25 protein-coding genes are annotated in these 25188 nt (G+C 58.2%); 21 read left to right on the top strand and 4 right to left on the bottom strand.

Annotation, left to right across the window (positions count from 1 at the left end; all coding sequences use genetic code 11):
* Window positions 1-15 precede the first annotated feature (15 nt).
* Window positions 16-1365, bottom strand: a complete 1350-nt coding sequence (locus ROO76_13800) for a hemolysin family protein (protein ID MDT8069235.1) — start codon at window positions 1363-1365, stop codon at window positions 16-18.
* Between the two features lie 253 nt (window positions 1366-1618).
* Here ROO76_13800 and ROO76_13795 point away from each other — a divergent pair, with 253 nt between their 5' ends.
* The 8 genes from ROO76_13795 (at window position 1619) to ROO76_13760 (ending at window position 9746) form a co-directional block, all read left to right on the top strand.
* Window positions 1619-2827 (top strand): efflux RND transporter periplasmic adaptor subunit, encoded by a 1209-nt coding sequence (locus tag ROO76_13795; GenBank protein MDT8069234.1) that lies wholly within the window; start codon window positions 1619-1621, stop codon window positions 2825-2827.
* Between the two features lie 246 nt (window positions 2828-3073).
* Window positions 3074-4000: a DUF4097 family beta strand repeat-containing protein gene (locus ROO76_13790; protein MDT8069233.1), complete on the top strand. Its 927-nt coding sequence runs from the start codon at window positions 3074-3076 to the stop codon at window positions 3998-4000.
* Window positions 4001-4217: 217 nt separating this feature from the next.
* On the top strand, window positions 4218-5069 hold the full coding sequence (locus tag ROO76_13785; protein ID MDT8069232.1) for an SAM-dependent chlorinase/fluorinase: 852 nt from the start codon (window positions 4218-4220) through the stop codon (window positions 5067-5069).
* A gap of 227 nt (window positions 5070-5296) precedes the next feature.
* Window positions 5297-5686 carry a DUF202 domain-containing protein gene (locus tag ROO76_13780; protein MDT8069231.1) on the top strand — a complete coding sequence of 130 codons (390 nt, stop codon included), beginning with the start codon at window positions 5297-5299 and terminating at the stop codon, window positions 5684-5686.
* Window positions 5687-5831: 145 nt separating this feature from the next.
* A complete protein-coding gene (locus ROO76_13775) occupies window positions 5832-6575 on the top strand; it encodes a sulfite exporter TauE/SafE family protein (protein MDT8069230.1) in 744 nt (247 codons plus the stop codon).
* A gap of 421 nt (window positions 6576-6996) precedes the next feature.
* Window positions 6997-7920, top strand: a complete 924-nt coding sequence (locus ROO76_13770) for an ABC transporter permease (GenBank protein MDT8069229.1) — start codon at window positions 6997-6999, stop codon at window positions 7918-7920.
* A 116-nt stretch (window positions 7921-8036) separates the two neighbouring features.
* On the top strand, window positions 8037-8903 hold the full coding sequence (locus tag ROO76_13765; protein MDT8069228.1) for an ABC transporter permease: 867 nt from the start codon (window positions 8037-8039) through the stop codon (window positions 8901-8903).
* A gap of 255 nt (window positions 8904-9158) precedes the next feature.
* On the top strand, window positions 9159-9746 hold the full coding sequence (locus ROO76_13760) for a hypothetical protein (GenBank protein ID MDT8069227.1): 588 nt from the start codon (window positions 9159-9161) through the stop codon (window positions 9744-9746).
* Between the two features lie 67 nt (window positions 9747-9813).
* Here the strand turns inward: ROO76_13760 and ROO76_13755 are convergent, their stop codons facing one another.
* The gene (locus ROO76_13755; protein MDT8069226.1) at window positions 9814-10086 is read right to left on the bottom strand and encodes a hypothetical protein; all 273 of its coding nucleotides are present in this window, start codon (window positions 10084-10086) and stop codon (window positions 9814-9816) included.
* Between the two features lie 180 nt (window positions 10087-10266).
* Between ROO76_13755 and ROO76_13750 the strand changes: the two genes are divergently transcribed.
* From ROO76_13750 to nusB, 6 genes are all read left to right on the top strand, one after another.
* A complete protein-coding gene (locus ROO76_13750) occupies window positions 10267-11469 on the top strand; it encodes an acetyl-CoA C-acetyltransferase (protein ID MDT8069225.1) in 1203 nt (400 codons plus the stop codon).
* A gap of 16 nt (window positions 11470-11485) precedes the next feature.
* Window positions 11486-12385 (top strand): 3-hydroxyacyl-CoA dehydrogenase family protein, encoded by a 900-nt coding sequence (locus ROO76_13745; GenBank protein ID MDT8069224.1) that lies wholly within the window; start codon window positions 11486-11488, stop codon window positions 12383-12385.
* Between the two features lie 55 nt (window positions 12386-12440).
* Window positions 12441-12866, top strand: coding sequence for a hypothetical protein (locus tag ROO76_13740; protein MDT8069223.1), 426 nt, complete (start codon window positions 12441-12443; stop codon window positions 12864-12866).
* 26 nt (window positions 12867-12892) lie between these two features.
* Window positions 12893-13696, top strand: coding sequence for an enoyl-CoA hydratase-related protein (locus ROO76_13735; GenBank protein ID MDT8069222.1), 804 nt, complete (start codon window positions 12893-12895; stop codon window positions 13694-13696).
* A gap of 615 nt (window positions 13697-14311) precedes the next feature.
* Window positions 14312-14779: a 6,7-dimethyl-8-ribityllumazine synthase gene (gene ribH / locus ROO76_13730; GenBank protein ID MDT8069221.1), complete on the top strand. Its 468-nt coding sequence runs from the start codon at window positions 14312-14314 to the stop codon at window positions 14777-14779.
* An 8-nt stretch (window positions 14780-14787) separates the two neighbouring features.
* Window positions 14788-15204, top strand: coding sequence for a transcription antitermination factor NusB (gene nusB, locus ROO76_13725; GenBank protein ID MDT8069220.1), 417 nt, complete (start codon window positions 14788-14790; stop codon window positions 15202-15204).
* 82 nt (window positions 15205-15286) lie between these two features.
* On the opposite strand, the gene ROO76_13720 is transcribed toward nusB, so the two are convergent.
* Both ROO76_13720 and ROO76_13715 read right to left on the bottom strand, forming a co-directional pair.
* On the bottom strand, window positions 15287-17335 hold the full coding sequence (locus tag ROO76_13720; GenBank protein MDT8069219.1) for a hypothetical protein: 2049 nt from the start codon (window positions 17333-17335) through the stop codon (window positions 15287-15289).
* A gap of 87 nt (window positions 17336-17422) precedes the next feature.
* Window positions 17423-18229 carry a hypothetical protein gene (locus tag ROO76_13715; GenBank protein MDT8069218.1) on the bottom strand — a complete coding sequence of 269 codons (807 nt, stop codon included), beginning with the start codon at window positions 18227-18229 and terminating at the stop codon, window positions 17423-17425.
* A 609-nt stretch (window positions 18230-18838) separates the two neighbouring features.
* On the opposite strand from ROO76_13715, the gene ROO76_13710 reads away from it, so the two are divergent.
* The 7 genes from ROO76_13710 to ROO76_13680 form a co-directional block, all read left to right on the top strand.
* Window positions 18839-19183, top strand: coding sequence for a hypothetical protein (locus ROO76_13710; protein ID MDT8069217.1), 345 nt, complete (start codon window positions 18839-18841; stop codon window positions 19181-19183).
* 565 nt (window positions 19184-19748) lie between these two features.
* Entirely contained in the window at window positions 19749-20528 is a 780-nt protein-coding gene (locus tag ROO76_13705; GenBank protein MDT8069216.1) for a cytochrome b/b6 domain-containing protein, read from the top strand.
* A complete protein-coding gene (locus tag ROO76_13700; protein ID MDT8069215.1) occupies window positions 20525-21286 on the top strand; it encodes a molybdopterin-dependent oxidoreductase in 762 nt (253 codons plus the stop codon). The genes ROO76_13705 and ROO76_13700 overlap by 4 nt, the downstream gene beginning before the upstream one ends.
* 557 nt (window positions 21287-21843) lie before the next feature.
* A complete protein-coding gene (gene rpsL, locus ROO76_13695) occupies window positions 21844-22218 on the top strand; it encodes a 30S ribosomal protein S12 (GenBank protein ID MDT8069214.1) in 375 nt (124 codons plus the stop codon).
* Window positions 22219-22353: 135 nt separating this feature from the next.
* Window positions 22354-22824, top strand: coding sequence for a 30S ribosomal protein S7 (gene rpsG, locus ROO76_13690; protein ID MDT8069213.1), 471 nt, complete (start codon window positions 22354-22356; stop codon window positions 22822-22824).
* 74 nt (window positions 22825-22898) lie between these two features.
* Window positions 22899-24992, top strand: coding sequence for an elongation factor G (gene fusA / locus ROO76_13685; GenBank protein MDT8069212.1), 2094 nt, complete (start codon window positions 22899-22901; stop codon window positions 24990-24992).
* A 59-nt stretch (window positions 24993-25051) separates the two neighbouring features.
* Window positions 25052-25188 (top strand): GTP-binding protein (locus tag ROO76_13680; protein MDT8069211.1); only part of this gene is annotated, 137 nt, incomplete at its 3' end.

Genomic DNA, 25188 nt, shown 5'->3' with positions numbered 1-25188 from the left:
GTACCCGCGATGTCGCTATTGGCTAAGCGCCACGGGCTCCTTCTCTACTTGCTCGATCTTCACGTTCCCAATCCGATGCCCCTGCATATCAAGCACCGTGTATCGCCGTCCCTCGTATTCCAATTTGTCTCCCGGATTCGGAATCCTTTGCAGACGTGACAGCACGAATCCCGCCAGAGTCTCGAACCCTTCGTCGCGCGGCAGTCGCAACTGGTGTTGGCTTTCGAGGTCCCGAATATTCGTTGCTCCGTCGAGAACCATTGCCGTCGCTCCCGGCCGCAACACCTCCGGTGCCGTATCGAACTCGTCCTCGATCTCGCCCACCAGTTGTTCGAGTACATCTTCAACGGTCACTACACCAGCCGTCGACCCGAACTCATCGACCACCACAGCCAGGTGCCGCTTCCTCCGCTTGAACTCACCCAGCACATCCGGCAACGTTTTCGTCTCCGGGACCACCAGGACCTCGCGCATGATGTGCCGCACCCGCAGGCTCGTCGTCGGTGTTATTCCCGTCTCGTGCTGAATGACCTGCCGCTGCATCCACCGCATCAGGTCTTTCGCATACAGTACGCCGATGATGTGCTCCGGCCCTCGCTCCGGGTCGTACACCGGCACCCGCGAATGCTGTTCGTCGACGACGCGCTGATAGGCCTCATCCAGGGTCATGTCGCCGGGCAGAGAAAAAATGTCCGGCCGAGGCACCATGATTTCCCGCACCGTTATGGTTTCCATGTCCAGCGCGTGCAGCATCATGTCTTCCTGCAGCTTTGGAATCGCGCCTGTGCGGCCGCTTGCGGTAACAATCAGTTTCAGTTCTTCCGCCGAGTGTACCCCGCCCTCTCGCACCTCGCGTGTGCCAAACAGCCGCAACACAAGATGCGATGACCGGTTCATGATCGCCAACGCCGGGCTCGCGATAGTCATGAACACGTCCATCGGCCCCGCTACCGTCAGCGCAACCCTTTCAGCTTTTTGGAGGGCTATGGACTTGGGAACAACCTCTCCCAGGATGACGTGAAGGTAGGTTATCGATCCAAAGGCGACGAAAATCGCGATTCCATGCGCATAAAGGCCAGCGTAAGGAATACCCTGCAGCCCCGGTTCCAGCACGTGAGCCAGAGCAGCTTCACCCACCCAGCCAAGAGCCAGGCTGGCTATGGTGATTCCGAACTGTACCCCATTGAGAACGGAATCCAGATTGTTGTGGAGTCTCTGGACCGTTCTTGCGCCGATCCGCTTGGCCGCAATCAACTGCTCAATCCGCGTCGAACGAACGCTGACCAGCGCAAATTCCGCCGCCACAAAGAACGCATTCAGCGCCACCAGCAGAATGACGGCAATCAGCCGGAGCAGCACATACATAACCATGCTGCGAAAATTCTACAGGATGTCGCAACTCCGTATCCCGCAATCCCGATTCCCACATATTCCTTCCGTCTTTTCCCCCGTGCCCTACATCTACGCGCCCTGCTTTCCTTTTCCCTCGCCCCCGGTCTAAGGCAATGTGCGTAAATGCTCGCACAAGATTTTCCACCGAATAACGGAACCAGCCGACAGGTACTTGCGTAAAGAGTGATAGGGCCCAGCAGGCCCGGTTCAGTTGAGGAGAACAGCCGTGGCGAACGGAAACGGAAAGAAGAAGACGCGTAAGTGGTGGATCATTGGCGGCGCACTCGTATTGGTTGTTGTCCTGGCTGGAGTTCTCGTTGCCGCCAAGAGCGGCGGCACCAAGATCGAGCCCAGCAAGCTCGCCAAGGTTGAAAAGGGCGACCTCGCCAAGAGCGTCGTCGCTACCGGCAAAGTCGAGCCCATCACCAAGGTCGAAATCAAGTCCAAGGCCAGCGGCATCGTCAAGAAGCTCTACGTCGACGCCGGCGACAAGGTAAAAGCCGGCCAGATCCTCGCCGAACTCGACCGTGAAGAGATCGAAGCGAACGTTCGCGCCAGCGAAGCCCAACTGCAGTCCTCGGAGGCCAACCTGACCGCCGCGCAAGCCGAACTCAAGCGTTCCCAGGTTGACGCCGAAGGCCCCGATATCCCGATGCTGAAGCGCGCCTATGAACGTGCGGTGCAGATGGCAAAGGACGGCGTTGTCAGCCAGGCCGATCTCGACAACGCTCAGAAGGCATACGACCTCGCCGTCAACAAACAAAACGTTGCTCGAGCCTTGCTAGCCGTGAATAAGGCCAAGGTCGCGCAGGCCTCCGCCGACGTGCAGCGCCAGCGCGCCAACCTCGCCCAGCTTCGCGAGCAGTTGAGCTACACGACCATCGTCGCCCCCATCGACGGAATCGTCCTCTCACGTGACGTCGAGGTCGGTGACGCTGTCAGCTCCATTCTGGTCCTCGGCTCCTCCGCCACCCTCGTCATGACCCTCGGCGACACCAACGAGGTCTACGTAAAAGGCAAGGTCGACGAGAGCGACATCGGCAAGGTCTATCTCGGACAGCCCGCGCGCATCAAGGTCGAGTCCTTCAAGGACAAAACCTTCTACGGCAAGGTCACGAAGATCTCGCCCATGGGCGTCGAGAAAGATAACGTAACCACGTTCGAAGTTCGCGTCTCGATCAACAATCCCGGCGGCGAACTGAAGGCCGCAATGACCGCCAACGCCGAGATCATCCTCGAAGAGCACAAGAACGTGCTGATGGTCCCCGAAGGCGCGATCATCTACGACCGCGACAAGAAAGCCTCCGTCGAAGTCCCCGACCCGAAGGGCAAGGACGGCAAAGATAAAGTCGCGGTCCAGGTCGGAATCTCGAACGGCGCGAAAACCGAAATCCTCGCCGGCCTGAAAGAAGGCCAGCAGGTGGTTCTCCAGTAGTTAATGTCGCAAGGTCCCCGTGCCCCACATCTGCCGCGGTTGGCAGATGTGGGTTCGTATCAGGCCGCGCTTAAGTCGGCTGTGGTTGTATCAGGGTCGACTTCAGTCGCGCCGCTCACTGATTCGCGTTGAAGAGGCACGGCTTCAGCCGTACCGGTTCCAGATGCAGATCTGGGTGGCGCAGGCTTTTTGGCCTGCAATTAAAACATCGGAAAGTTGGGGCTTTAGCCCCTGAGGTTTTTCGACATGCGAAACAAGCATCTCCTTCTCCCTGCGCTCGCCGCATTTTTCCTCCTCACCACTCTGGCCTTCGCCAGCGAAGAGGGCCGTTTCGAGCGTACGCTCAAAGTCACCGGCATTCCTCAGGTCGATGTCTCCACCGGCTCCGGCAACATCTCCGTCCACCAGGGCGACAATGCTTCTATCCGCGTCGTCGGACACATTCACGCCAACCACAGCTGGTTGTTCGGCGTCAGCGACGTGATGGACCGCGTAAAGCGCATCGAGGCCAATCCGCCCATCCAGCAGACCGGCAACATCGTCCATATCGGCCGCATCGACGACCCTGACCTTCGCCGCAACATCTCCATCGACTTTGAAGTCTGGGTGCCGCACGAGACCACGCTCAAAGCTAGTTCCGGCTCCGGCGACGTAATGATCGAGAGCCTCAAGTCGATGCTCACCGTCAGCACCGGCTCCGGCAACGTGAAGGTCTCGCAGAATGACGGCGACGTCCGCGCCAACACCGGTAGCGGCGACGTCATCCTCGAAGGCATCGACGGCAACGTGAGTGGCCAGACCGGAAGCGGCAACATCACGCTGGCGATGACCGGTCCCGGCACCGTCCGTCTCGGCACCGGCTCGGGCGACGTGACCGCCCGCAACGTGAAGGGCGGCCTGCGCATTCACACTGGCAGCGGCAACGTTACTGCTGACGGCGACGTCACATCTGACTGGAACATGGAAACCGGCTCCGGGGACGTCCGAATTCAGCTGCCCCAGACGGCGCGCTTCGACCTCGCCGCCCAGACTGGCTCGGGCGACCTCCGCATCAACCGCCAAATCACCATGAACGGCGGCACTACGGATAAACACCGCATGCGCGGCAAAGTAAACGGCGGCGGCCCGCTCGTCGAACTCCATACCAGCTCCGGCAATATCGAGCTGCGATAACAGTGGGTGCCCCATTCTTCGCGCGCGTTTTGCGCGAAGGGTGGGGCTTTCCTGTCCTGCGACGGTGCGAAGTGCCATTTGTTTTTCGATGGCACGATGACCTGATGGCTCGATTAGTCCGGTTCTCCCGCTCTTCAAGTTCTTCGGTTCGTTCGTAACTTGACTCCCCTTTCTCCCCGCGATACCTTCCCCTCATCCCCTAACTCCGGAGAAAGTTTTGTCCCAACGCCTTGTCACCTTCACCACCGACTTCGGCACCAGCGATCATTTCGTGGGAACGATGCGTGGAGTTATCCTCACCATCAACCCCCACGCGCAGATCCACGACATCTGCAACTCGGTGCAGTCGTTTGACGTTCTTGACGGTGCGTTGACCATCGCGCACGCGTATCGTTACTTCCCGGCGAACTCCATTCACATGGTCATCGTCGATCCCGGCGTCGGCACCGCCCGCCGCCCCATTCTCGTCACCACTGAAAAACACATGTTCATCGCGCCTGACAACGGCGTGCTCTCCCTCGTCTACGAGCGCGAAGAACGCATCTCCGTGCGCCACATCACCGCCGAGCACTATTTCTTGCAGCCCACCAGCCGCACCTTCCATGGCCGCGACGTCTTCGCCGCCACCGCCGGCTGGCTCAGCAAAGGTGTCGAAGCCGCCAAGTTCGGCGACGAAATCACCGATTATGTCCGCTTCGCGTCGCCCAAGGTCAAACGAATCAACGACCGCACCCTGAAAGGCGTCATCCTCAAGGTCGATAAGTTCGGCAACCTCGTCACCAACATCCGCCAGGAAGACCTGCCGCAACTGACGCAGGAGCTTCCACCAGACTTCAAAATCATGATCGGCCGCGGCGAGGTGAAACGCGTGCGCAACACCTTCGCCGAAGGCGCCGCCGGAGAAATTTTCGCCGTCTGGGGCAGCATGGGCTACCTCGAAATCGTCGCCAACCGTGCCTATGCCGCCCAACTCCTGCAAGCCACAAAGGGCAGCGACGTCGGCGTCGTCTTCGAACAGCCGCAGTGGGAACCCAACGGCGCTGCAGTCCCGGCCGCTAACGGCGAATAACAACTCAAGACTGTCCTCCTGAACGCAGCAGGTGATCGCGCAGCGATTACATGTGCGTCGAAGGACCTTTTCCGCCCGGGAAAATTCACCAACGAATCCCTGGCGTACGTTTACGCGCGAACCCAAGAGCTCAATCGTGTGACTCTCTTTCGTGGCCCCTCCATGCAACGTTCCGTTCATTCTCGGTTTCGTATATTCGCGAACGTTTTGCTGGAGAGAGAGGTACCTTGTCCGCATCGCCACCGGCAGAATCCACACAAAGTGCTCGTGACCATCTCGCAAACGAGCGTACGTTTCTCGCCTGGGTTCGCACAGCCATTGGCGTCATTGTCTTCGGATTCGCCCTGGCACGCTTCGGCCTTGCGCTCCGCCAGTTCGGCGCCGTCCAAGGCAGCGACATCAAGACAACCGGAATGTCACTTTGGTTCGGCTGCGGCGCCATTCTCCTCGGCGTCATACTGATGATCGCCGCGCTCGCACGCTATAAACGAATCGAGCACAGACTCACGCACGGCACCTTCGCAAGCTCCGGCAAACTGATCCTGCTCGTCTCCGTCGCCACCACCATGTTCGGAGTCGCACTGGTCTTTTACCTGATCTTTGCAGAACCGCGTTAGTCGCCAGCTAGGGATGTGAATCCAGATTACTTCAGACGAGATACTTAATTAGCGACCGCACCGTCTAACCACCTTCGCGCATCAAATATCCCGTTTCCTTCTGTTACTCTACTTCTGCTGCAAGCTTAAGGATCGACCAGCCCGAATGCTCATTCCACAGCACGGCGCCACCTTCGCCGTTGGTGTTCTCATCGGTTTTCTTGGCGGACTCTTCGGTAAAGGCGGAAGTGCCGTCGCCACTCCACTCTTGAAGTGGATCGGGCTGCCCGGTTACACCGCTGTCGCTTCGCCTCTTCCGGCGACTCTTCCCTCCACGCTGATCGCTGCCATCGCGTACATGCGCAGACAATTTGTCGATTGGGAAATCGTCACCTGGGGCGTGCTCGTCGGGGTACCCGCTACAATCGTCGGCGCATTTCTGTCTCAGAAAACCGGCGAAGAACCTCTGCTCATTCTCACCGCAATTCTCATCCTCGTTTTCGGAATTTCTTTTTTCTTCCGCCTGAAAACCGACGTGAATAACGGCATTTCTCATCGTCGGTTCACCACTGCAACCATCGCCATCTTCGTCGGGTTTATCTCCGGACTGCTCGCCAACTCCGGCGGATTGCTCCTTGCGCCGCTTTACAACCGCGTCCTCAAACTTCCTCTGAAAACCGCTTTTGCCTGTTCGCTACTTGTCTCCGCCGCCCTGTCCATCCCCGGTACTGCCGTCCACTGGTACCTTGGACACATCTCCTGGAGCGTTGCAGGACTGGTCGCCCTCGGGAGCATTCCGTTTGCATACGCCGGTGCCGCCCTCGCAGTCAGAACCCGCGCCGCCCGGTTGGAACGGTGGTATGGCATGGTGCTTACCTTCCTCGGCCTATTCTTCCTGATCCACCACTGAGGTCGCAGCACGCCGTCCATAGCACAAGATTCGAGCGTTTACGCCGTGTTATCGAAGCACGAGTGCCAGAACAGTCCATTTTCGGAAAGCCCGTCTGGCCCGAATCGCAACGACGCGCGCCAGATGTTCACCGCCCGATTGCTAAGATGCTGAAAGCATTAGCTCTCTGATATTTTTGAATTTGAATCCTTTGTGGGCGGTACTTTCAAACTGTTATCAAAACAAGCTCTCCGATTTTCCCCGGAACTGATGTAGAACTGACAACAGCGTGAATGCTGAAGGTCCATCTTATAAATCGCCGGATAGGTCGGGAGAAACAACGGTCTAAGCCACTGCATCGATCTTTTTTCGACGCCATGGGTGAGACCGTGCCTTTCCAGGCAAACTGAAATGGCCTTCAACGCCGAGCGCTGACTGCTGAATGCTTCTCCTCCGCCGCATTGCATCCCGACTGCTGTACATGATCCCGGTCATCTGGCTGGTCGTGAGTGTGGTGTTCTTTCTCATTCATCTCGTGCCCGGCGATCCCATCCTGCAGATGCTCGGGGAAAATGTGTCGGCGGCGGATTTACAGGCGGCGCGGCACGCGTACGGGCTGGATGTTCCGCTGGGGCAGCAGTACGTGCATTACTGGGTGGGCGTTCTGCATGGGAACCTCGGGACGTCGATACGGTTCAACCAGAGCGTAACGAAGATCATCCTGCAGGCTTATCCGGCGACCATCCAACTGACATTGGCGGCGCTGCTCGTGGCGATTGTGATTTCGATTCCGGCGGGAGTACGCTCCGCGCTGCGACGGAATACATGGGAAGATCGAACACTGAGTTTTGTCAGCCTGCTCGGCCTTTCGTTCCCGAACTTCGCTCTGGGGCCGATCCTTATCTTGTTTTTCGCGATCAAGTTGGGGTGGCTGCCGGTTTCGGGCAGCGGTTCACTGGAACATCTCGTTCTCCCCGCGATCACGATGGGCGGGGCGCTGGCGGCTATCCTGACGCGCATGGTACGCACCTCAATGCTGGAAGAACTCGGCCAGGATTACATTCGCACTGCGCGCGCTAAAGGACTTTCGGAGAACGTGGTCGTCTACAGGCACGCGCTGCGCAACGCCATGATTCCGATTGTTACCGTGCTAGGCCTCCAGTTCGGTGCGCTACTGGCGGGAGCAATCGTCACGGAAACGATTTTCAGTTGGCCGGGTATTGGACGGATGACGATCTCGGCAATTTCCAGTCGCGATTACTTCCTGGTAGAAGGCTGCATTCTGTTTATCGGGCTGACGTATGTGGCCGTGAATTTTATGACGGATTTGATGTACTCGGTGCTGAATCCGAGGATAAGGCAGTGAGGTGCGAGGTACAAAGTGCCAGGTTCGAGGTACGAAGGCGGAGCTTTTTCGATTCCAATCGCTTTTTCTCGTACCTCGAACCTCGTACCTAGAACCTGAAAATGGCTAGTCCGGCAATGACGGCTACGAGCGTGGCGCAGGCGCCGACGGTGCAGGTGCTGCGGCGCAATCCGCTGGCGACGGCGGGGCTCGTGCTGGTGTGCGTCTTCGTGGTGTTTGCGATTTTCGCGCCGTGGATTGCGCCGCAGGATCCGGCGCATATCGATCTGCCGATGCGATTGCAGCCTCCCTCGGCACATCACTGGTTCGGGACAGACGAGTTGGGGCGGGACATCCTTTCGCGGGTGATATACGGCGCGCGTATTTCAATGCTGGTCGGCGTCAGCGTAGTAACAGGGTCGCTGCTGCTGGGAACGATCATCGGATCGCTGGCAGGGTATTACGGCGGCTATACCGACAAGGTCGTTAATGTCATCGTGATGAACGCATTCCTGTCGTTTCCGGGAATCCTGCTGGCGATCGCGTTTGTGGCATTCCTCGGTCCGGGTCTGATCAACCTGATTCTCGCGCTGATTATTGGTGGGTGGGTGGGCTATGCGCGACTGGTACGCGCGCAGGTGTTGGCGGCCCGAGAAAAAGAGTATGTCGAGGCCGCGCGGGCACTTGGGGCGAGCGATTGGCGCATCGTTACGCGACACATCCTGCCGAACATCATGCAACCGGTAATCGTGCAAGGCGCGATCGGCATGGCCGGAGCTGTGCTCGCGGAGGCAACCATGAGCTTCCTGGGGCTGGGTGTGCCGCCCCCGACGGCGAGTTGGGGGTCGATGCTGAACGACGGCCGCTCGTACCTTTTCAGCGCGCCGCACCTGGTCATCTTTCCGGCTATCGCGGTGATGCTCGCGGTGCTGTCGTTCAACTTCATTGGCGATGCGCTGAGGGATTATTTGGATCCCAGATCGCGAATAGAAACAGGACTGTAAAGCTGGGAAAAAAGAAGAAAACCAGGAAGTCATTAAGACACGAAGGTTCTTGATCAGAATTCTTCGTGCTTCCGGGGTTAAAGAACGCGTGATGCTGGGTTAGTTGCAGTCTGCGTCCAATGCCCAAAATAACCTCCCCGAAAGTAACCTCCTCATCCAGCAACTTTCCTTGGATACTCGTGTTTGCTTGCGGTGACACGCCGGGAAACGGCGGCAGGCCGGCAGTTCAACGGACCTGGAGACGACGGAGACGATATGAAATTTGTATGGAAGAGTGCCATCTTCACGGTGGCTTTGAGTGCGATTTCCATCGGCGCGATGGCGCAGGCCCCCTCGCCCGTGATCAATCAGCGGAAAGATAACCAGCAGCAGCGCATCGGGAACGGTATCGAGAACGGTTCGCTTACGGCGGGTGAAGCCACACATTTGGAGAAGAAAGAAACCCGGATCAATCGCGAAGAGAACCGCATGAAGTCCGACGGGACCTTCACGGCGGCAGAGCGGGCGCGCGTTCGCAAACAGCAGAGCCACCTGTCAAAACAGATTTATAACCAGAAGCACGCCGCGCAGCTTCAGAACGTAAATCCGAAGAGTGAAGTTGGACAGCGCCAGCGGCTACAGCAGGAGCGCATCGGGCAAGGGATCAAGAGCGGTTCGTTGACCCCGGCGGAAGCGGCTCGGATGGAGAACCAGCAGAAGCACATCAACCGCGAAGTCGCACGCGACCGGTACGCGAACGGTGGAACTCTAACGCCGGGCGAGCGGGCACGAGTGAACCACCAGCAGAACAAGATTTCGCGCCACATCTACCGGCAGAAACACGACCGGCAGGTAAGGCACTAATTGGGATCAAAAGTCAGGGAGACGGATGACAGCCTCGGCGATGACCGGGGCTGTTATTACATGCGAGTTAGCCGGTTGCCGCGGACTCCTGCCCCAGACGCCGATAGATAAGTCGTACGTAGCGATAAGCGATGAAGAGGTAGACGAGGTTAGCAAGCGTATGTAGCACATCGAAGTGATGCAGGCGAAGGACAGCAAACAATGTCATTCCGAATGCCATGCCCAGCACAAACAGAAAAACTACAACAAACAGGAATGCCTTTCGGAGCGAGATGTTTTCCAATGCTCTGGCATCCCACCCTCGGTTTAAGTACTCGAATGATTCGAAGAGCCGGCTCATGCGCTTACTACTCTCCTATTCCGATTCGCGGTTGTGTTTGCTAGTTGCTCAAGTTTACCCACAGTTTCCGCACTGATACACTCATTAGTTTTGTTTAGGGATGATTGCCCCACCCTCTTGCTTCGCGAGAAGGGCAGGGCACAACCCTGCGTCAGTTCGGAATCGATTTGTAGAGTCTTTATGTTGCAGCCTTCGGATATCGCCATTGTTGCCGGCGCCCGCACTCCAATGGGGCGCTATTGTGGGGCCCTGCGCGACTACACCGCGCAGGAACTCGGAGCGATTGCTAGCGTGGAAGCGATGAAGCGCGCGGGCGTGGACGCGGCGGAGATTGATCACGCCGTTTTCGGGAACGCGCAGCAGACCTCGGGCGACGCGCTGTATGGGGCGCGTCACGTGGCTCTCAAGGCGGGGTTGCCGGTGGAGACGCCGGCGTTGACGGTGAACCGCATCTGCGGCTCGGGAATCCAGTCGATCGTCACGGGCGCGCAGATGATTCAGTTGGGCGAAGCGCGAACGGTGCTGGCGGGCGGGATGGAATCGATGTCTCAGGCGCCGCACACGATTCACGGCATGCGCTGGGGCGTCGGGTTGGGCGAGGGCAAGTTGGAAGACTCGCTGATGGTGGCACTGCATGACAGCCAGTGCGGGTTGTACATGGCGCAGACGGCGGAGTTGTACGCCGACCAGCAGGGGATCACGCGGGAGCACATGGATGAGTTCGCGCTGCGGTCGCAGAAACTTGCGGGCGAGGCGCAAAAGGCGTGCAGGTTGGCGGAGGAGATAACGCCGGTTCCCATGCGCAACAAGCGCGGCGAACCGACGGGAGAGATGTTCGAGAAGGATGACCATTTGCGCCCGGAGACGACGATCGAGCAATTGAAAAAGCTGCGCCCGGCCTTTGGTAAGAGCGGCACGGTTACAGCGGGAAACGCTAGCGGGATCGTGGATGGCGGCGCGGCGGTGGTGCTGATGCCCGTGGAAGACGCTCAAAAGCACGGTGCAAAGCCTTTGGGGCGAATCATCGCCTGGGGCATCGCTGGGGTCGACCCGCGAATCATGGGGTCGGGTCCGGTGCCTGCTTCACGCACAGCGCTGAAAAAAGCTGGACTGAAACTCGAGGACATGGACCTGATCGAAGTCAACGAAGCGTTTGCAGCGCAGTACCTGGCAGTGGAAAAAGAGTTGGGGCTCGATCGCGAAAAAGTAAACGTGAACGGTGGAGCGATTGCGCTGGGCCATCCGCTGGGAGCGACGGGGACGAGAATCGTTCTGACGCTGCTGTATGAGTTGAAGCGGCGGAATGGGAAGTTTGGGCTGGCTACCGCTTGTATTGGCGGCGGGCAGGGAATTGCGTTGATTGTGGAGAATTCGAAATCATAACTGCGACGGAGGAAGCGTGGACATCAAGAAAGTTGGCGTGGTGGGTTGTGGATTGATGGGGTCGGGTATTGCGCAGGTTTCGGCGACGGCGGGATTCCACGTCACGGTGCTCGAGGCCGAGCAGCGGTTTCTGGATAAAGGGTTCGGCTCGATCGAGAAGTCGCTGGCGAAGTTCGAAGAGAAGGGCAAGCTAAAAGAACCTGCGGCGACGATCCGCGGCCGGTTGAAGGGAACTCTGAAGATTGAGGACCTGGCGGACTGCGACATTGTCATCGAGGCCATCATCGAGAACATCGACGAGAAGAAGAAGATGTTCGCGAAACTGGACGGCATCGTAAAGAAGGATGCGATCTTCGCCACGAACACATCATCGATTTCGGTGACCGAGGTGATGACGGCGACGAAGCGTCCGGACCGGTTCGTCGGGCTGCACTTCTTTAATCCGGTGCCGCTGATGGCGCTCGTGGAAGTCGCGCGTACGATTGCGACCGATAATGCGGTGTTCGAAGCGGCGTATGAATTCGGCACGAAGGTAGGCAAGACGCCGGTGCGGACGAGTGATAAGACCGGGTTCATTGTGAATCGGCTGCTGGTGCCTTATATGCTGGATGCCGTGCGGGCCTACGAAGAGGGAGTGGGGTCGATTGCGGATATCGATCTGGCGATGATGAAGGGCTGCGGGTATCCGATGGGGCCGTTCACGTTGCTGGACTTCGTGGGACTGGACACGACGTATTACATCACGCACGTAATGTTCGACGAGTTCAAGGAGCGCCGATTTGCGTCACCGCCGCTGCTGAAGCGGATGGTCATGGCAGGATGGTACGGCAAGAAGAGCGGCAAGGGCTTCTATGACTGGTCGAATCCTGAGAAGCCGGTACCGCAGGATGCCGCTTTGCAGGGAAAAAGCGCATAATACGCGTGATCCCCGAGGCGTTGCTGTGACCGGTTGTAAGCCGGGAGGACCGTGAATGGCGAATCGCTACCTTTTCAAAGCGCTCGAGTTCATGCAGTTCCTGATCTTTCTGATGTTTTTTGTGTCGGGAATGTACCTCTTTGCGATGTCGCGGTCTCCACGGTCGGCGGATTTCGGTGAGGCCTCGACTGTCGCGAGACACGGGACCATAGCGATTGCCGTTTCGTTTTTCTTCCTTGCGCCGCTGATCGGAGTGTGGCGGCGCGAGCGTTGGGGTTGGTGGGCCGGCCTGGTGGTAAATGTTCTCTGCCTCGGAATTTCGTACTGGGCCCTCGTATACAAGCAGACTGACGTTGGCTGGGGATCGTGGGTGGGCCCTCTGCTTTTCTTCGTGACCGTATTACTGCATCTACTGAGCCGTCCGGAGTCGTGGAAAACGATTCAGCAGGACGACTCGGTTTTGTTTAAGAAAACGGTGTGATCCTTCCTGATTGCTAATGGAGAAATATGGCTACTACGGCAAATCTTCCTACGTTTGAAAATCTTAAGCTGGAAAAGAAGAACGGAATTGCTTATGTGACGGTGTCGCGGCCGAAGGTTTTGAATGCGCTGAACCGGGCGACGATTGCGGAGTTGCGGTCGGCATTTACCGAGGTTCGGGACAGTGACGAGATACGACTGGCGATTCTGACCGGTGAAGGCGAAAAAGCATTCGTCGCCGGAGCCGATATCAACGAACTTGCGACACTGAGTCCGGTCGATGGCGCGGAGTATGCGCGAGCAGGGCAGGCTGTGTACGACCTGATCGAGAACTGTGGGAAGCCGGTGATTGCGTGCGTGAACGGCTTCGCGCTGGGCGGCGGGTGCGAACTGGCGATGGCGTGCACAATGCGCCTGGCTAGCGAGAACGCGAAGTTCGGACAGCCCGAAGTGAAACTGGGGATCATTCCCGGATACGGTGGAACGCAGAGATTGCCGAGGCTTGTCGGTAAGGGCATCGCGCAGCAGATCCTGTTGAGTGGCGACATGGTCACGGCACAAGAGGCTTACCGCATCGGATTGGTGAATGAAGTAGTGCCGCTGGGCGAGTTGATTCCGCGCGCGGAGGCACTGGCGGCGAAGATCATGGCGAACGGTCCGCTCGCCTGCAAGTACGTGATCGAGGCCGTGAATAAAGGCATGGAGATGACGCTGCAGGAAGGCCTCTTCCTGGAGGCGTCGCTGTTTGGGCTGTGCTGCTCAACGGAAGACAAGAACGAGGGAACGAAGGCGTTCCTTGAGAAGAGAGCCGCACAGTTCAAAGGAAAGTAAGAAATGTGCCATCGGGCGATCGTGCCATCGTGCCATTGAAGATCGGATTTTCGATCGCACGATGGCACGATCTGCAGGGCTCGATTTGATGGCTCGATCTTTCCCCACCTGTTACGATTGAGTTGCCTGAACCCACATCCCAAGCCCACATCTGCTGACTGCGGCAGATGTGGGGCACGAATGGCAGATGCGCGGCACATCCGGCGGTGACTCGTAATGATCAAGACATTTCATAGATTGTTTTTCTGCAAACGCGAAGAGGACTACAAGGTGCTCGATGGGTATTTTCGGGCGCTCGGGTTTGCGATTGGTGAATCCTGGGATGGGCGGCGGAGCAAGGGCATCAAGTTTGAGGCGCCGGAGTCGGGCGTTGAGATCGGCATGGGGGAAGGATTTCCGAATGCCGACCTGGTGATTGAAGTCGATAATGCGGATACCGTGTACCAGTACGCGAAAGAGCACAGCTTCAAGGTTGCGGAGGAGATCGCGGACCACGACTGGGGTGCGCGGATGTTCACGCTCGAGTTGCCGCTGGCTCTTGGGCACCTTGCGGTGTTTTCGTACAACGAGGACTGGCGACACAAGAACGTCGAGGCCGAAGTGAGTGGCGCGGGAATGAAGTTTGCGCTGGTGGTTTCGCGATTCAACTCGTTCATCACCGAGCGGCTGCTTTCCGGGGCTCTGATCGCGCTGAAGCAGGCAGGAGTGAAGCGCGAGCATATTGAGATCGTTCGCGTTCCGGGAGCATTCGAGATTCCCGGTGCGGCAAGGACGCTGGCCGAAACCGGCAAGTACAATGCAGTCGTAACACTCGGCTGTCTGCTGCGGGGGGATACGCTGCACTACGAAGTCATTGCCAACGAGGTCACTCGTGGTATTGGGCAGGCGACGCAGGAGACAGGCGTGCCGATCGGTTTCGGCGTGCTTACCTGCGATACGCTCGAGCAGGCAATCGATCGTGCGGGTCTGAAGGCCGGCAACAAGGGTTGGGAAGCGGCGCTGGCGGCGGTCGAGATGGCGGTGTTGAAGAAGAAAACGGGAAGGAAGTCGCGCAAGCAGGCCAAGAGCGCGCCGGCACAGTGAAGGTGAAAATGGGCACGCGGCGGAAATCCCGGGAACTGGCGTTGCAGATGCTGTTCCAATCCGACATGGCGCGGCAATCTTCGGAGCAGGTTGAGAAGACATTCTGGGAAGAGCGGGAAGACCTCGACGATGCGGTCAAAGGTTTCGCGCAGGATTTGTTCCGGACAGCGATGGAGCGACGCGAAGAGATCGATTCGCTGATTGAAAAGCACGCGCAGCACTGGCGGATGGATCGGATGGCCACGGTGGACCGCAACATTCTTCGTGCGGGTGTGGCGGAATTTGTTGGCTTCCCCAAAACTCCGCGTCCGGTCGTAATCAACGAAGCGCTGGAAATTGCTCGGCGCTACTCGTCTCCGGAGTCGGTCCAGTTCATCAACGGAGTGCTAGACAGCGTTGCGAAAGAACTGGAACAGCGGGTTTAACCACGAAGAACACGAAGGATCACAAAGGCAAAAGCCTCGACTTCAGTCGAGGCTTACCTTTTTCGCTATTCACCCGCCTGATTTATTTCTTGTGTTTTAATTCCACGAAGTGTGGCAGAGCGCGGGTGGTGTTGTCGGTCTGCTTGAGGCCCGGATCGATCTGGCCGACGTCGGTGCCGGATGTCAGATCGATCTTGTGCACTTTGCCGTCATCAGCGCCGATGTAGGCGAACTGGCTGTCGAGGGTGATGGCGGCCTCGAAGGTGGCGTTGACTCCACTGAGTGTGACCGGTGTGGTCGTGTGCGAACTCAGGTTGAAGATGTACACGGTCTTGCTGCCGTCGGTGATGAAGGCTTTCGAGCTATCCGGCGTGACGAAGAACTGGGTTGGGTTTGAGACTCCAGTGGTGTAGGAGTTTTCGCTGGACTGGACGTTGCTGGGGCAGGCGTTATCGCCTGAGACCGGCGAGAGCACGATGATGTTGGGCGGATCCAGCACCAGCATTCCCGAGCCGTCCGGTATGGCGCGAACGAACTGCGGGTTCGACGCAGGTTTACTGTCAACCTGGGCGGTGGGGTCGCAGGTTGCGCGAGCAGTGATCTGTCCCGGCGCGCCGCCAGCGAGGTAGCCGGCGTGTCCCGTCGCCATGAAGTTGACGTCGTTCGCAGGTCCACTGAGCGTCAGTGTCTGTGGCTGCGTGGATTGATCCCAGTATGCGAACTGGCTGGTGCCCTGGGTCATGAACACGGTGTGAGAGTCGGGGGTGAAGCCGACGCGCACGTTGGTATTGCTGGTGTCGTACGGCAATTCCGCGGCAAGCACAAGGTTGGAGGAGCCGAGGAGTTCGACTCCGGCGAGGTCAGGCGCCTGAAACGCAAGGAGGGAACTGTCAGGCGAATAGCCCAACATGGTGCCGGCGACATTCAGGTTAGTGACGGTGTTCGACGAAGTGGTAAGCGACATGGCGCTGCTGGAATCGGATCCCAGCGCACCGAAGTTGCCGTCGCGCGACATAACGAACGAATTCGGCTTCTGGCCCAGGGTGATTGCGGTTCCGACTGAATTGTTATTGGCGAGATCGATGGGAACCAGTTGCAACGAGTCGCGGCTCGCGACGTAAAGGGTGTCATTCGATGTACCCGACAGGCTCCCAACCATCAAGTTGCTGTAGATCGGGTTCAATCCGACATTACAGCTTGGCGGAGTGCAAGTAGCCAGGAAACTCGCGGTACCCGGATTGTTCGCGGTGACAGTGGCGGTCTGCGGCGTAGAGGCCACGGGGGCGATGGAAAGCGCGAAGCTCTGCGACGACACCCAAGTTACGGGGATGTTCGTGAGAGTGGTGCTCTTGGAATCGATAGCGGTGGCGACCAGGGACTGCGTGCCGCCCTTGGCGAGGCTGAACGGGGCGGTCCCGCCGCTCGTAGTCGCGATGCTCAAGGAAACGATGGGGCAGGTGGTGAAGTTAACGCCGGGGCTGGTGTTGGAAGCGATGCTGGCGTGAACCTTCGTGAGGCCCGGTGTGGCGGCGGTGGCAAGACCGATATTGGTGTTGTTGTCGAAGGTGACGACAGACGTGTTATCCGCGCTCCAGACGAAGTTTCCGAGCGAGTCAGACGGGACTTCACAAGGGGTCTGGCCGCCGGTGCAGGCAGTGGGATCGTCGGTATAGGCTTTTGCCGTCAATTGCAGGGTGCCTGCGGAAGACACGCAATCCGCGCCAATGGGATCAACCTCAACCCGGTCCACGGTGGCATGCACATAGACTGTGACGGTTGTCGAGACCCCGCTTGCACTGATCGTAACGGTGGTGCTGCCAGTGCTCTGGCCCTTGGTGCAAACGATGTATTTGCTGTCCCATGTGCCAGCGCACATGGCGCCATTCGGCGAGACGCTGACCAGGGCGGTGTTGGCGGAGGAATATGTGAAATCGGCGAGGACGCTGGTGCCATTCTTATCGGCTGCCGAGGGAGAGAGAGTAACGACATCGCCCCTGTTCATGGAGATTGTATTGAGGGGCACGGTCACCGAAGCGACGACATTGCCTTTGGGCGTGCCGCCGCCGCAGGAGGGAAAGATGAGGGCAAACAGGGGTAAAACAAAAACTATCAGGAATGAGAACCGCCGCATGTATCCTCCCCGCGCGGAGTGCCCCCCGCGCGGTTGAACTAGGAAAGGAATGGATCAGTGTAGAGGTTGGGTGGAGTTTTAAGCAAGTTAAGGGATCGTGCCATCGGGTGATCGGGCCATCGTGCCATTGAAAGAACTGATTGACGCAGAGGGCGCGAAGGAGAATGACGTGCAAATGTGTGCGGGAGAAATGCAGGTCCCTCGACTGCGCCGCGACCGCATTGACTGCGACGCGGAAAGACCAGTCGCGGCTCCGCTCGGAATGACGAGTTCGACTTTTTGGAGGGCTGCGGCGTGAATGCGGGGGATCGTGCCATCGGGTGATCGGGCCATCGTGCCATCGGAAGGAGTGATTAACGCAGAGGACGCGGAGGGAGATGCAGGTCTCTCCACTACGCACGCTGGCGCGTGCTCCGGTCGAGATGACAAGGTGTTTACGCACGCTAGCGCGTGCTCCGGTCGAGATGACGAGGTGTCTGGTGCGGCATCGGATTTGTCTTCGTCCTTGGGGAGGCCGCGGAGGAGGGTGAGGAGTTCGGCGGCCCAGGGTTCGGCGGGTTTGGGGGCGTCGGTTTCAAACGTCGTGTGTTTGAGGTTGGCGCTGGCGGTTTGAAGAGCGTAGAGGATGAGTCCGGCCTGGCGCTCGGTGATGCGGGCGTCGATGAGCGCGTCTATGGTTTCCATGAGTCCGACCTGGACGGCGTTGGCGTCCTCGAGGATGGGCATGTTGAGGGCGTTGTAGCGGGTGACGAACGCCTTGGCGCGCTTGGCGGAGGCTCGGCGGCGCTTGCGGGACTCGTCGTGGAAGTAGCAGAAGCGACGATGCTTGAGTGCGGGCGAGCCGCAGGATTTTCCGTTGGTCTTGAGGTGTTGGCAAAGTGGTACTGATGGCATGACCCCTCCCCCCTGCCGATTCTTTGGAATCAGCGGGTTAGGCTAGAAATTAGATTAACTTCAATGTTTTCAGGCGAGTAAAAGGAAGTGCTTTGTAATCAAGGGAGTAGGTGCGAGGTACGAGGTGCGAGGAAAGCAATTGACCATTAGCTAGCAACTACTTTCGCAATCCGCCATCCGCAATCCGCAACTACAGAACGGCCCCACCCTTCGCGCGAAAGGCGTGCGCGAAGAATGGGGCACCCAGATCTCTCCCTGAAACGGAAAAGGCGCCCGCGATGGCGGACGCCTTGGTTTCTTCTACTCTACTTATAGGATAGCAGGTTGGGTGGGGGGTAGTGTGACATTTTTCTGAAAACTATATTTCGAGTGGAATGATGGAGTTACGGAGAAAATGACAAAAAATGTCTCTTGACAAGGTTTTCCCAAAACGGGAATTGAGCGGAAGAATTAATGGAAGTGGCGGAAAGTATTAGGTGATTTGGGGATGGTGGGATAAGTCGCTTATGGATGTCGCCTGAGGATCAGTTTAGTTAATTTATGGGATGGGTGGCCTGATCGCGCCAACTATCGCAGAACAACAGTTCATTTGCGATACTGCTTGCAGCAATGAGCTCAAGTACTGAAGAGAAGCAACGAGCCGTGTGTGCGCGTTATGGGCGCGAGTTTGTTGCATGTAGCCCGGAATCAAAGGTCGGACTCGCGATTGAGACGCTTGGGCGCAAGCCGATCAACGGTCTGCGACACCCACCAACGGACGCAACGAATGGTTGGTTCATCTGGAGTGGAGAGTACTCATCGTCTCCCGATTTCTTCGCGCCACTGCATACGTCGCACCTTGAGCAACGGCTCCCCCAGGTGATTGACTTCCTCGGACTGCCGCCGGGTTCTCGCTTCGTGCTTGCAGATGATTACGCCGATGTGTGGTGTGATGAATCGCTTCTGAACGTGTAGGCCGCGATTGTTTGCGATATATCGGCATCTCGTAATCTATCCGCGTCTATCGTCGCGCGACTCGAGGAAACGGCTGGATGGCTGACCCCGCACTCACGTGTCTGTGTGAGAACTTAGTCGTCGCTCCGCGACTGGAGGCGTTTGTCCACTTGTCCACGGGCTAAAAGCCCGTGGCTAGACATGGAACGGCCGCTCCGCGGCCTGAATCGCAAACTTGTTCCACCCGATCTTCGGACATCGAGTTCTCACGCAGACTCACGTGCTGGGCTACTTTCTTTGAGCGTTTCTCACCGTCGACAGATGGCAAGATATCTCCTTCTCATGGACAATCCGCGGTTGCTGGATAGGTTTCGACGTGGGCGGTTCGCGGTTGCAGAGAAACTGCGTTTGAGGTCGGAACAAATTGAGGGGTGCTGGGGTACAATGCTCGCGCTGCCTGGGCCGTGGGGTGCCCGGGGGTTCGACAGTTTCCCGAGATGCTCGTTCGGTTCGAAATGAAAGATCGGCCGTTGGCGGCGGGTCATGAGTATCTTGCGGTGTCGGTTTTGACCATAGAGAGGCGACCATGTCGACAACCGGCCAAGCGCAGGTGCCACTCGCAAATCGCGTCATGGAAAAGAAGGCGGCGGATGCTGCCGGTGTTGCTCGCCATACGCTGACGGTGCGGGTGACGCACTGGGTCGCCGCACTGTGCTTCCTCGCTCTGCTTGTGACGGGTATGGAGATTGTTATCTCGCACCCGCGGTTCTACTGGGGCGAGACGGGCAACGATCTGACGACGCCCCTGTTTCGAATTCCCATACCGTCGTCGAGAGGCCACGTGCCGACCGGGTATTCCTACGTTCTGCCGGATCAGAATGGCTGGAGCCGGGCGCTGCACTTTCAGAGCGCGTGGGGAATCGTGCTGACCGGCTTCGTTTACCTGCTGTTTGGCTTTTTCGCCGGACACTTTCGTAGAGAGTTGCTCCCGAAGAAAGGCGAATTTTCCTGGGGGAGCATTCGGCAGGTCGTGGTGCATCATCTGCGATTCGAGCGGCCGAGCGAGGCGGAAGCATGGTCGTACAACGTGCTCCAGCGAATCGCCTACATCGCCGTCGTCTTCGTTTTGTTCCCACTGATCATTTGGACGGGGTTGGCGATGTCGCCATCGTTTGTATCCGCGTTCCCAACAAGCGTTACGCTGCTGGGCGGGCGGCAAACCGCGCGCACACTTCACTTTCTCCTGTCATTGTCGCTGGCGATGTTCCTGGTGATTCACGTTGTGATGGTCTGGCGCGCCGGCTTCTGGAGTCGTGTGCGCGCCATGATCACGGGCCGAGCAACGACACCTCGGGAGGATGTATGAAGAAAAATGTTTCGCGAAGGAGATTCATCGCAGGTGGAGTCGCTACTGTCGCTGGTGTGTCCGGACTAGGGGTCGCTGCGCGGCTGGCTGAGAAATATGGCCTGGTACCTCCCGACCATGGCGGTCTTTATGGTCCCGGAGAGACCCTGACTTACGCTTCTATGCGGTTGCTGACGAGGCACTCGATGGCTCGCGAATTCTCGCGCGATAAGATTTCCAAGCGTCCGTTTGCCGATCCGGTCGATAAACTGCCTGACGAATTCCAGCGACTACAGGCGGGAGGATTCGCTGACTGGAGGCTCTCTGTCGATGGCCTGGTCGAGCGTCCCCAGGCGTTCTCAGTTGCGCAATTGAAGAGTTATCCATCGCGAAATCAGATTACCGAGTTGGCTTGCGAAGAGGGCTGGTCTTACATTGCTGAGTGGAACGGGGTTCCGCTCTCCCATTTGCTGGATCTGGTGGGCACGCGGCCTGAGGCCAAGTATGTCGTTTACTACTCCATTCAGCCGGACTGGTGGGAAAGCATTGATATGGCCGATGCGATGCACCCGCAGACTTTCATCACGTACGGCATGAATGGCAGTGATTTGCCGGTGCCGAGCGGCGGGCCACTGCGACTGAGGCTGCCGCGCCAGCTTGGTTACAAGAGCGTGAAGTTTATTACCAAGATGACGGTGACCGACGATATCAAAAAGTTCGGCAAAGGCCTGGGATCGGCCTCGCCGGAAGCTGGATATGCGTGGTTTGCGGGGATTTAGAGGCGGTTTGCCCGTCCTGATCCCACAAAATGGTTATGATTCAAGGCGTGGCGATACGGCGAGTGAATTGCTATTTGACGCTCCCGGGCCGAGTTGTTATATTAAGTAGGTTCTGCGAGTCAATTTAGCTTTGCTTGTAGTGGTTTAGCTGAGCTGTAGAAGTTGTGCCCGAGGATACTTCGGTATCCGTTAAAAGGGTTCCCTCGCTGAAACATGCTTGCGCTACCTTCCTCTCGTGGAAGGGTATGCAGGCGAAAGACTGCGAAACGGAGTGCCCGCCTTCGGTCGAGGCGCCACCGTCGTAAGGTCACTCAAGAGATGAAACTCCCCGGATGCGAATGTGCATGAGGGGAAGTATGGCCTGAGACCCGGTTCCGGGAGGAATCGTTCGCCCGGAATGACTGTGCGTCCTGCCAGCCCCTGAAAAGGGATTAAGTAATGATGCGGGCCCGAGATGTGCCCGCGCCGGACGTTTGTGCGTGTCCGGCGAATGGCAAAGGCCCCACCCTCTCGCCAAAAACGCGCGAGAAGGGTAGGGCACCAAAGGAGCAGCAAGAGTGCCTACGTTTAACCAGTTGGTGCGAAAAGGCCGTACGGCGCCGCGTTATAAGACCGCCAGCCCCGCTCTGCAGGCCTGCCCGCAGAAGCGCGGGGTTTGCACGCGCGTTTATACGCAGACGCCGAAGAAGCCGAACTCCGCGTTGCGCAAGGTCGCCCGTGTTCGTTTGACGAACGGGATCGAAGTGACGACCTACATTCCGGGCGTCGGCCACAACCTGCAGGAACACTCGATCGTGCTGATTCGTGGCGGCCGTGTGAAGGACCTGCCGGGCGTGCGCTATCACGTGATTCGGGGAACCCTGGATTCGGTTGGCGTTGCCAACCGCAAGCAGGGACGGTCGAAGTACGGCGCGAAGAGACCGAAGGCGTAAAAAACGCCCCGCCCTCTCGCCAAAAGCGCGAGAAGGGTAGGGCACGAAGCACCGAATTTCAAACCGCCCGCCGGCGCATTAGGGCGTCGCGTGGGAGTACCGGCCGAGATCGGCCGGGAAGAGTGAGGACAAGAGATGCCGAGAAAAGGTCATATATCGAAGCGGGAGCCGCTGCCGGACCCGGTCTACAGCTCGACGCTGGTCAACAAGTTCGTCAACTCGATGATGTGGGACGGCAAGAAGAGCACCGCGCAGGGAATCTTCTACGAGTCGATGCAGAAGCTGGAGCAGAAGGGCGGCGACGAAGCTCTGAAACTGTTCAAGAAAGCGGTGGAGAACGTAAAGCCGCTGCTGGAAGTGAAGACCCGCCGCGTGGGCGGTGCCAACTACCAGGTTCCCGTAGAAGTGAACCCCGATCGCCGGACTTCGCTGGCGATTCGCTGGATTCTGACCTATGCGCGTCTGCGTCCCGAAAAGGGCATGATCGACAAGCTCACGAATGAGCTGCTCGATGCTGCTAACAGCAAGGGCGCGGCAATCAAGAAGAAGGAAGACGTGCACCGCATGGCCGAAGCCAACAAGGCTTTCGCGCACTATCGGTGGTAAGCCGTCAGGAACAGCCCCACCCTCTCGCTTCGCGAGAAGGGTAGGGCACAACAGAAGAAGAAACGGATAAGAAGTTGCCAAGACAGGTCCCATTAGAGCGTTGCAGGAATATCGGCATCATGGCGCACATCGATGCCGGTAAGACTACGACTACCGAGCGCATTCTGTTCTACACCGGCCGCACGCATCGCATTGGCGAAGTGCACGAAGGCACGGCGACGATGGACTGGATGGCGCAGGAGCAGGAGCGCGGCATTACGATTACGTCGGCCGCGACTACCTGCGTTTGGCGCGACATTCGCATCAACATCATCGATACGCCGGGTCACGTCGACTTCACCGCCGAGGTGGAACGGTCGCTGCGCGTGCTGGACGGCGCGTGCGCGGTGTTCGACGCCGTGCATGGCGTCGAACCGCAGTCTGAAACCGTGTGGCGGCAGGCCGATAAATACGGTGTTCCGCGTTTCTGTTTTATCAACAAGATGGACAAGATGGGCGCCGATTTCGAGCACGCCATCGATACCATCAAGAAGCGCCTCAACGCCAAGCCCGTCGCGATCCAGATCCCCATAGGCCAGGAAGACAAGTTCAAGGGCGTCGTCGATCTGTTCCAGATGAAAGCAATTTTCTGGCACGACGAAACCATGGGCGCGGAATATTCGGTGGAAGATATTCCAGCCGAACTGAAGAAGAAGGCTGAGCAGTATCACCAGTTGCTGGTGGAAACGATCGTCGAGAACGATGACAACGATGAGCTGATGCATAAGTTCATCGAGGGCGAAGAGATTGCCGCCGACGATTTGAAGAAGTCGCTGCGAAAGAGCGTGATCGGCCTGAAGCTGTTCCCGGTCATCTGCGGCACAGCCTTCAAGAATAAAGGTGTTCAGCCTCTCCTCGATGCAGTTGTCGATTTTCTCCCTTCACCGCTGGATGTTCCGCCGGTGACAGGTATCAACCCCGATAAGCCGGACCAGGAAGTGATTCGTCACTCGGACGACAAGGAACCGTTCGCGGCACTTGCGTTCAAGATCATGACCGATCCTTTCGTCGGCCAGTTGACGTTCATTCGCGTTTACTCGGGGCACCTGAAGACCGGCGACAGCGTGCTGAACTCAGGCAGGCAGAAGACCGAACGTATCGGCCGCCTGCTGAAGATGCACGCCAACAAGCGCGAAGAGATCAGCGAAATCTACGCCGGCGACATCTGCGCCTGCGTCGGACTGCGCAACGTCACGACCGGCGACACGATCTGCAACGAAGATCACCCGATCACTCTCGAGTCGATCGAGTTCCCGGCACCGGTGATTTCGGTCGCCGTAGAGCCGAAGACGAAGAGCGACCAGGAGAAGATGGGCGTCGCGCTCGGCAAACTGGCGCAGGAAGACCCGACGTTCCGCGTGAGCACGGACCCCGACAGCGGCCAGACGATCATCGCCGGAATGGGCGAGCTTCACCTCGAAATCATCATCGATCGCATGATGCGCGAGTTCAACGTCCAGGCGAACGTTGGCAAGCCGCAGGTGGCGTATCGCGAGACGATTCGCAAGCACTCGGAAGCGGAAGGGAAGTACATCCGGCAGACCGGTGGTTCGGGCCAGTACGGACACGTGAAGATCCGCATCGAGCCGAACGAAGCCGGTAAGGGCTACGAGTTCATCAACGACATTGTTGGCGGAACGGTGCCGAGGGAATACATCAAGCCGGTGGAGCAGGGCATTCGTGAAGCGATGGAAGGCGGAGTCCTGGCCGGCTACGAGATGGTCGACGTGAAAGCGACGCTGTACGACGGCAGCTATCACGAAGTCGACTCGAACGAAATGGCCTTCAAGATCGCCGCATCGATGGCGTTCAAGGAGGCAGCCCGCAGGGCCAGCCCGGTGCTGCTGGAACCGGTGATGTCGGTCGAAGTGGTTGTCCCCGAAGAATTCATGGGCACGATCATCGGCGACCTGAACAGCCGCCGCGGCCGCATTGAGGGCATCGAGCATCGCGCCGGATCGCAGGTGATCAAGGCGATGGTGCCGCTCGCGGAGATGTTCGGCTACGCAACCAATATGCGGTCCAGCACGCAGGGCCGCGCGACCTACTCCATGCACTTTGCGCACTACGAAGAAGCTCCGCGGTCTGTGGCCGAGGAGATCGTGGCGAAGGTGCAGGGCAAAAAGTAAATTTTCGCCGTCCGGAACCGGGCGGGGTGCTGAAGAAATAACAAGACGGAGCTCGAGCAATGGCGAAAGAGAAATTTGACCGCAGCAAGCCGCACGTAAACGTTGGCACGATTGGTCACATCGATCATGGCAAGACGACGTTGACGGCGGCGATCACGAAGGTATTGGGCAAGCACAACCCGAACATCAAGTTCCG

Source organism: Terriglobia bacterium (assembly GCA_032252755.1).
Taxonomy (GTDB): Bacteria; Acidobacteriota; Terriglobia; order Terriglobales; family Acidobacteriaceae; genus JAVUPY01.
The sequence above is the reverse complement of the archived record's forward strand: the minus strand, read 5'-3'. Positions and strand labels throughout refer to the sequence as shown.

What these genes read in the sequence shown, in the direction of transcription:
- ROO76_13755 (MDT8069226.1), bottom strand. Translation starts at nt 10,086, where the DNA reads ATGAGCCGGCTCTTCGAATCATTCGAGTACTTAAACCGAGGGTGGGAT.
- ROO76_13740 (MDT8069223.1), top strand. Translation starts at nt 12,441, where the DNA reads ATGGCGAATCGCTACCTTTTCAAAGCGCTCGAGTTCATGCAGTTCCTG.
- ROO76_13750 (MDT8069225.1), top strand. Translation starts at nt 10,267, where the DNA reads ATGTTGCAGCCTTCGGATATCGCCATTGTTGCCGGCGCCCGCACTCCA.
- rpsG (MDT8069213.1), top strand. Translation starts at nt 22,354, where the DNA reads ATGCCGAGAAAAGGTCATATATCGAAGCGGGAGCCGCTGCCGGACCCG.
- ROO76_13790 (MDT8069233.1), top strand. Translation starts at nt 3,074, where the DNA reads ATGCGAAACAAGCATCTCCTTCTCCCTGCGCTCGCCGCATTTTTCCTC.
- ROO76_13710 (MDT8069217.1), top strand. Translation starts at nt 18,839, where the DNA reads ATGAGCTCAAGTACTGAAGAGAAGCAACGAGCCGTGTGTGCGCGTTAT.
- ROO76_13765 (MDT8069228.1), top strand. Translation starts at nt 8,037, where the DNA reads ATGACGGCTACGAGCGTGGCGCAGGCGCCGACGGTGCAGGTGCTGCGG.
- ROO76_13715 (MDT8069218.1), bottom strand. Translation starts at nt 18,229, where the DNA reads ATGCCATCAGTACCACTTTGCCAACACCTCAAGACCAACGGAAAATCC.
- ROO76_13800 (MDT8069235.1), bottom strand. Translation starts at nt 1,365, where the DNA reads ATGTATGTGCTGCTCCGGCTGATTGCCGTCATTCTGCTGGTGGCGCTG.
- ROO76_13700 (MDT8069215.1), top strand. Translation starts at nt 20,525, where the DNA reads ATGAAGAAAAATGTTTCGCGAAGGAGATTCATCGCAGGTGGAGTCGCT.
- ROO76_13735 (MDT8069222.1), top strand. Translation starts at nt 12,893, where the DNA reads ATGGCTACTACGGCAAATCTTCCTACGTTTGAAAATCTTAAGCTGGAA.
- ribH (MDT8069221.1), top strand. Translation starts at nt 14,312, where the DNA reads ATGAAGTTTGCGCTGGTGGTTTCGCGATTCAACTCGTTCATCACCGAG.
- ROO76_13705 (MDT8069216.1), top strand. Translation starts at nt 19,749, where the DNA reads ATGTCGACAACCGGCCAAGCGCAGGTGCCACTCGCAAATCGCGTCATG.
- nusB (MDT8069220.1), top strand. Translation starts at nt 14,788, where the DNA reads ATGGGCACGCGGCGGAAATCCCGGGAACTGGCGTTGCAGATGCTGTTC.
- ROO76_13770 (MDT8069229.1), top strand. Translation starts at nt 6,997, where the DNA reads ATGCTTCTCCTCCGCCGCATTGCATCCCGACTGCTGTACATGATCCCG.
- ROO76_13775 (MDT8069230.1), top strand. Translation starts at nt 5,832, where the DNA reads ATGCTCATTCCACAGCACGGCGCCACCTTCGCCGTTGGTGTTCTCATC.
- ROO76_13760 (MDT8069227.1), top strand. Translation starts at nt 9,159, where the DNA reads ATGAAATTTGTATGGAAGAGTGCCATCTTCACGGTGGCTTTGAGTGCG.
- ROO76_13720 (MDT8069219.1), bottom strand. Translation starts at nt 17,335, where the DNA reads ATGCGGCGGTTCTCATTCCTGATAGTTTTTGTTTTACCCCTGTTTGCC.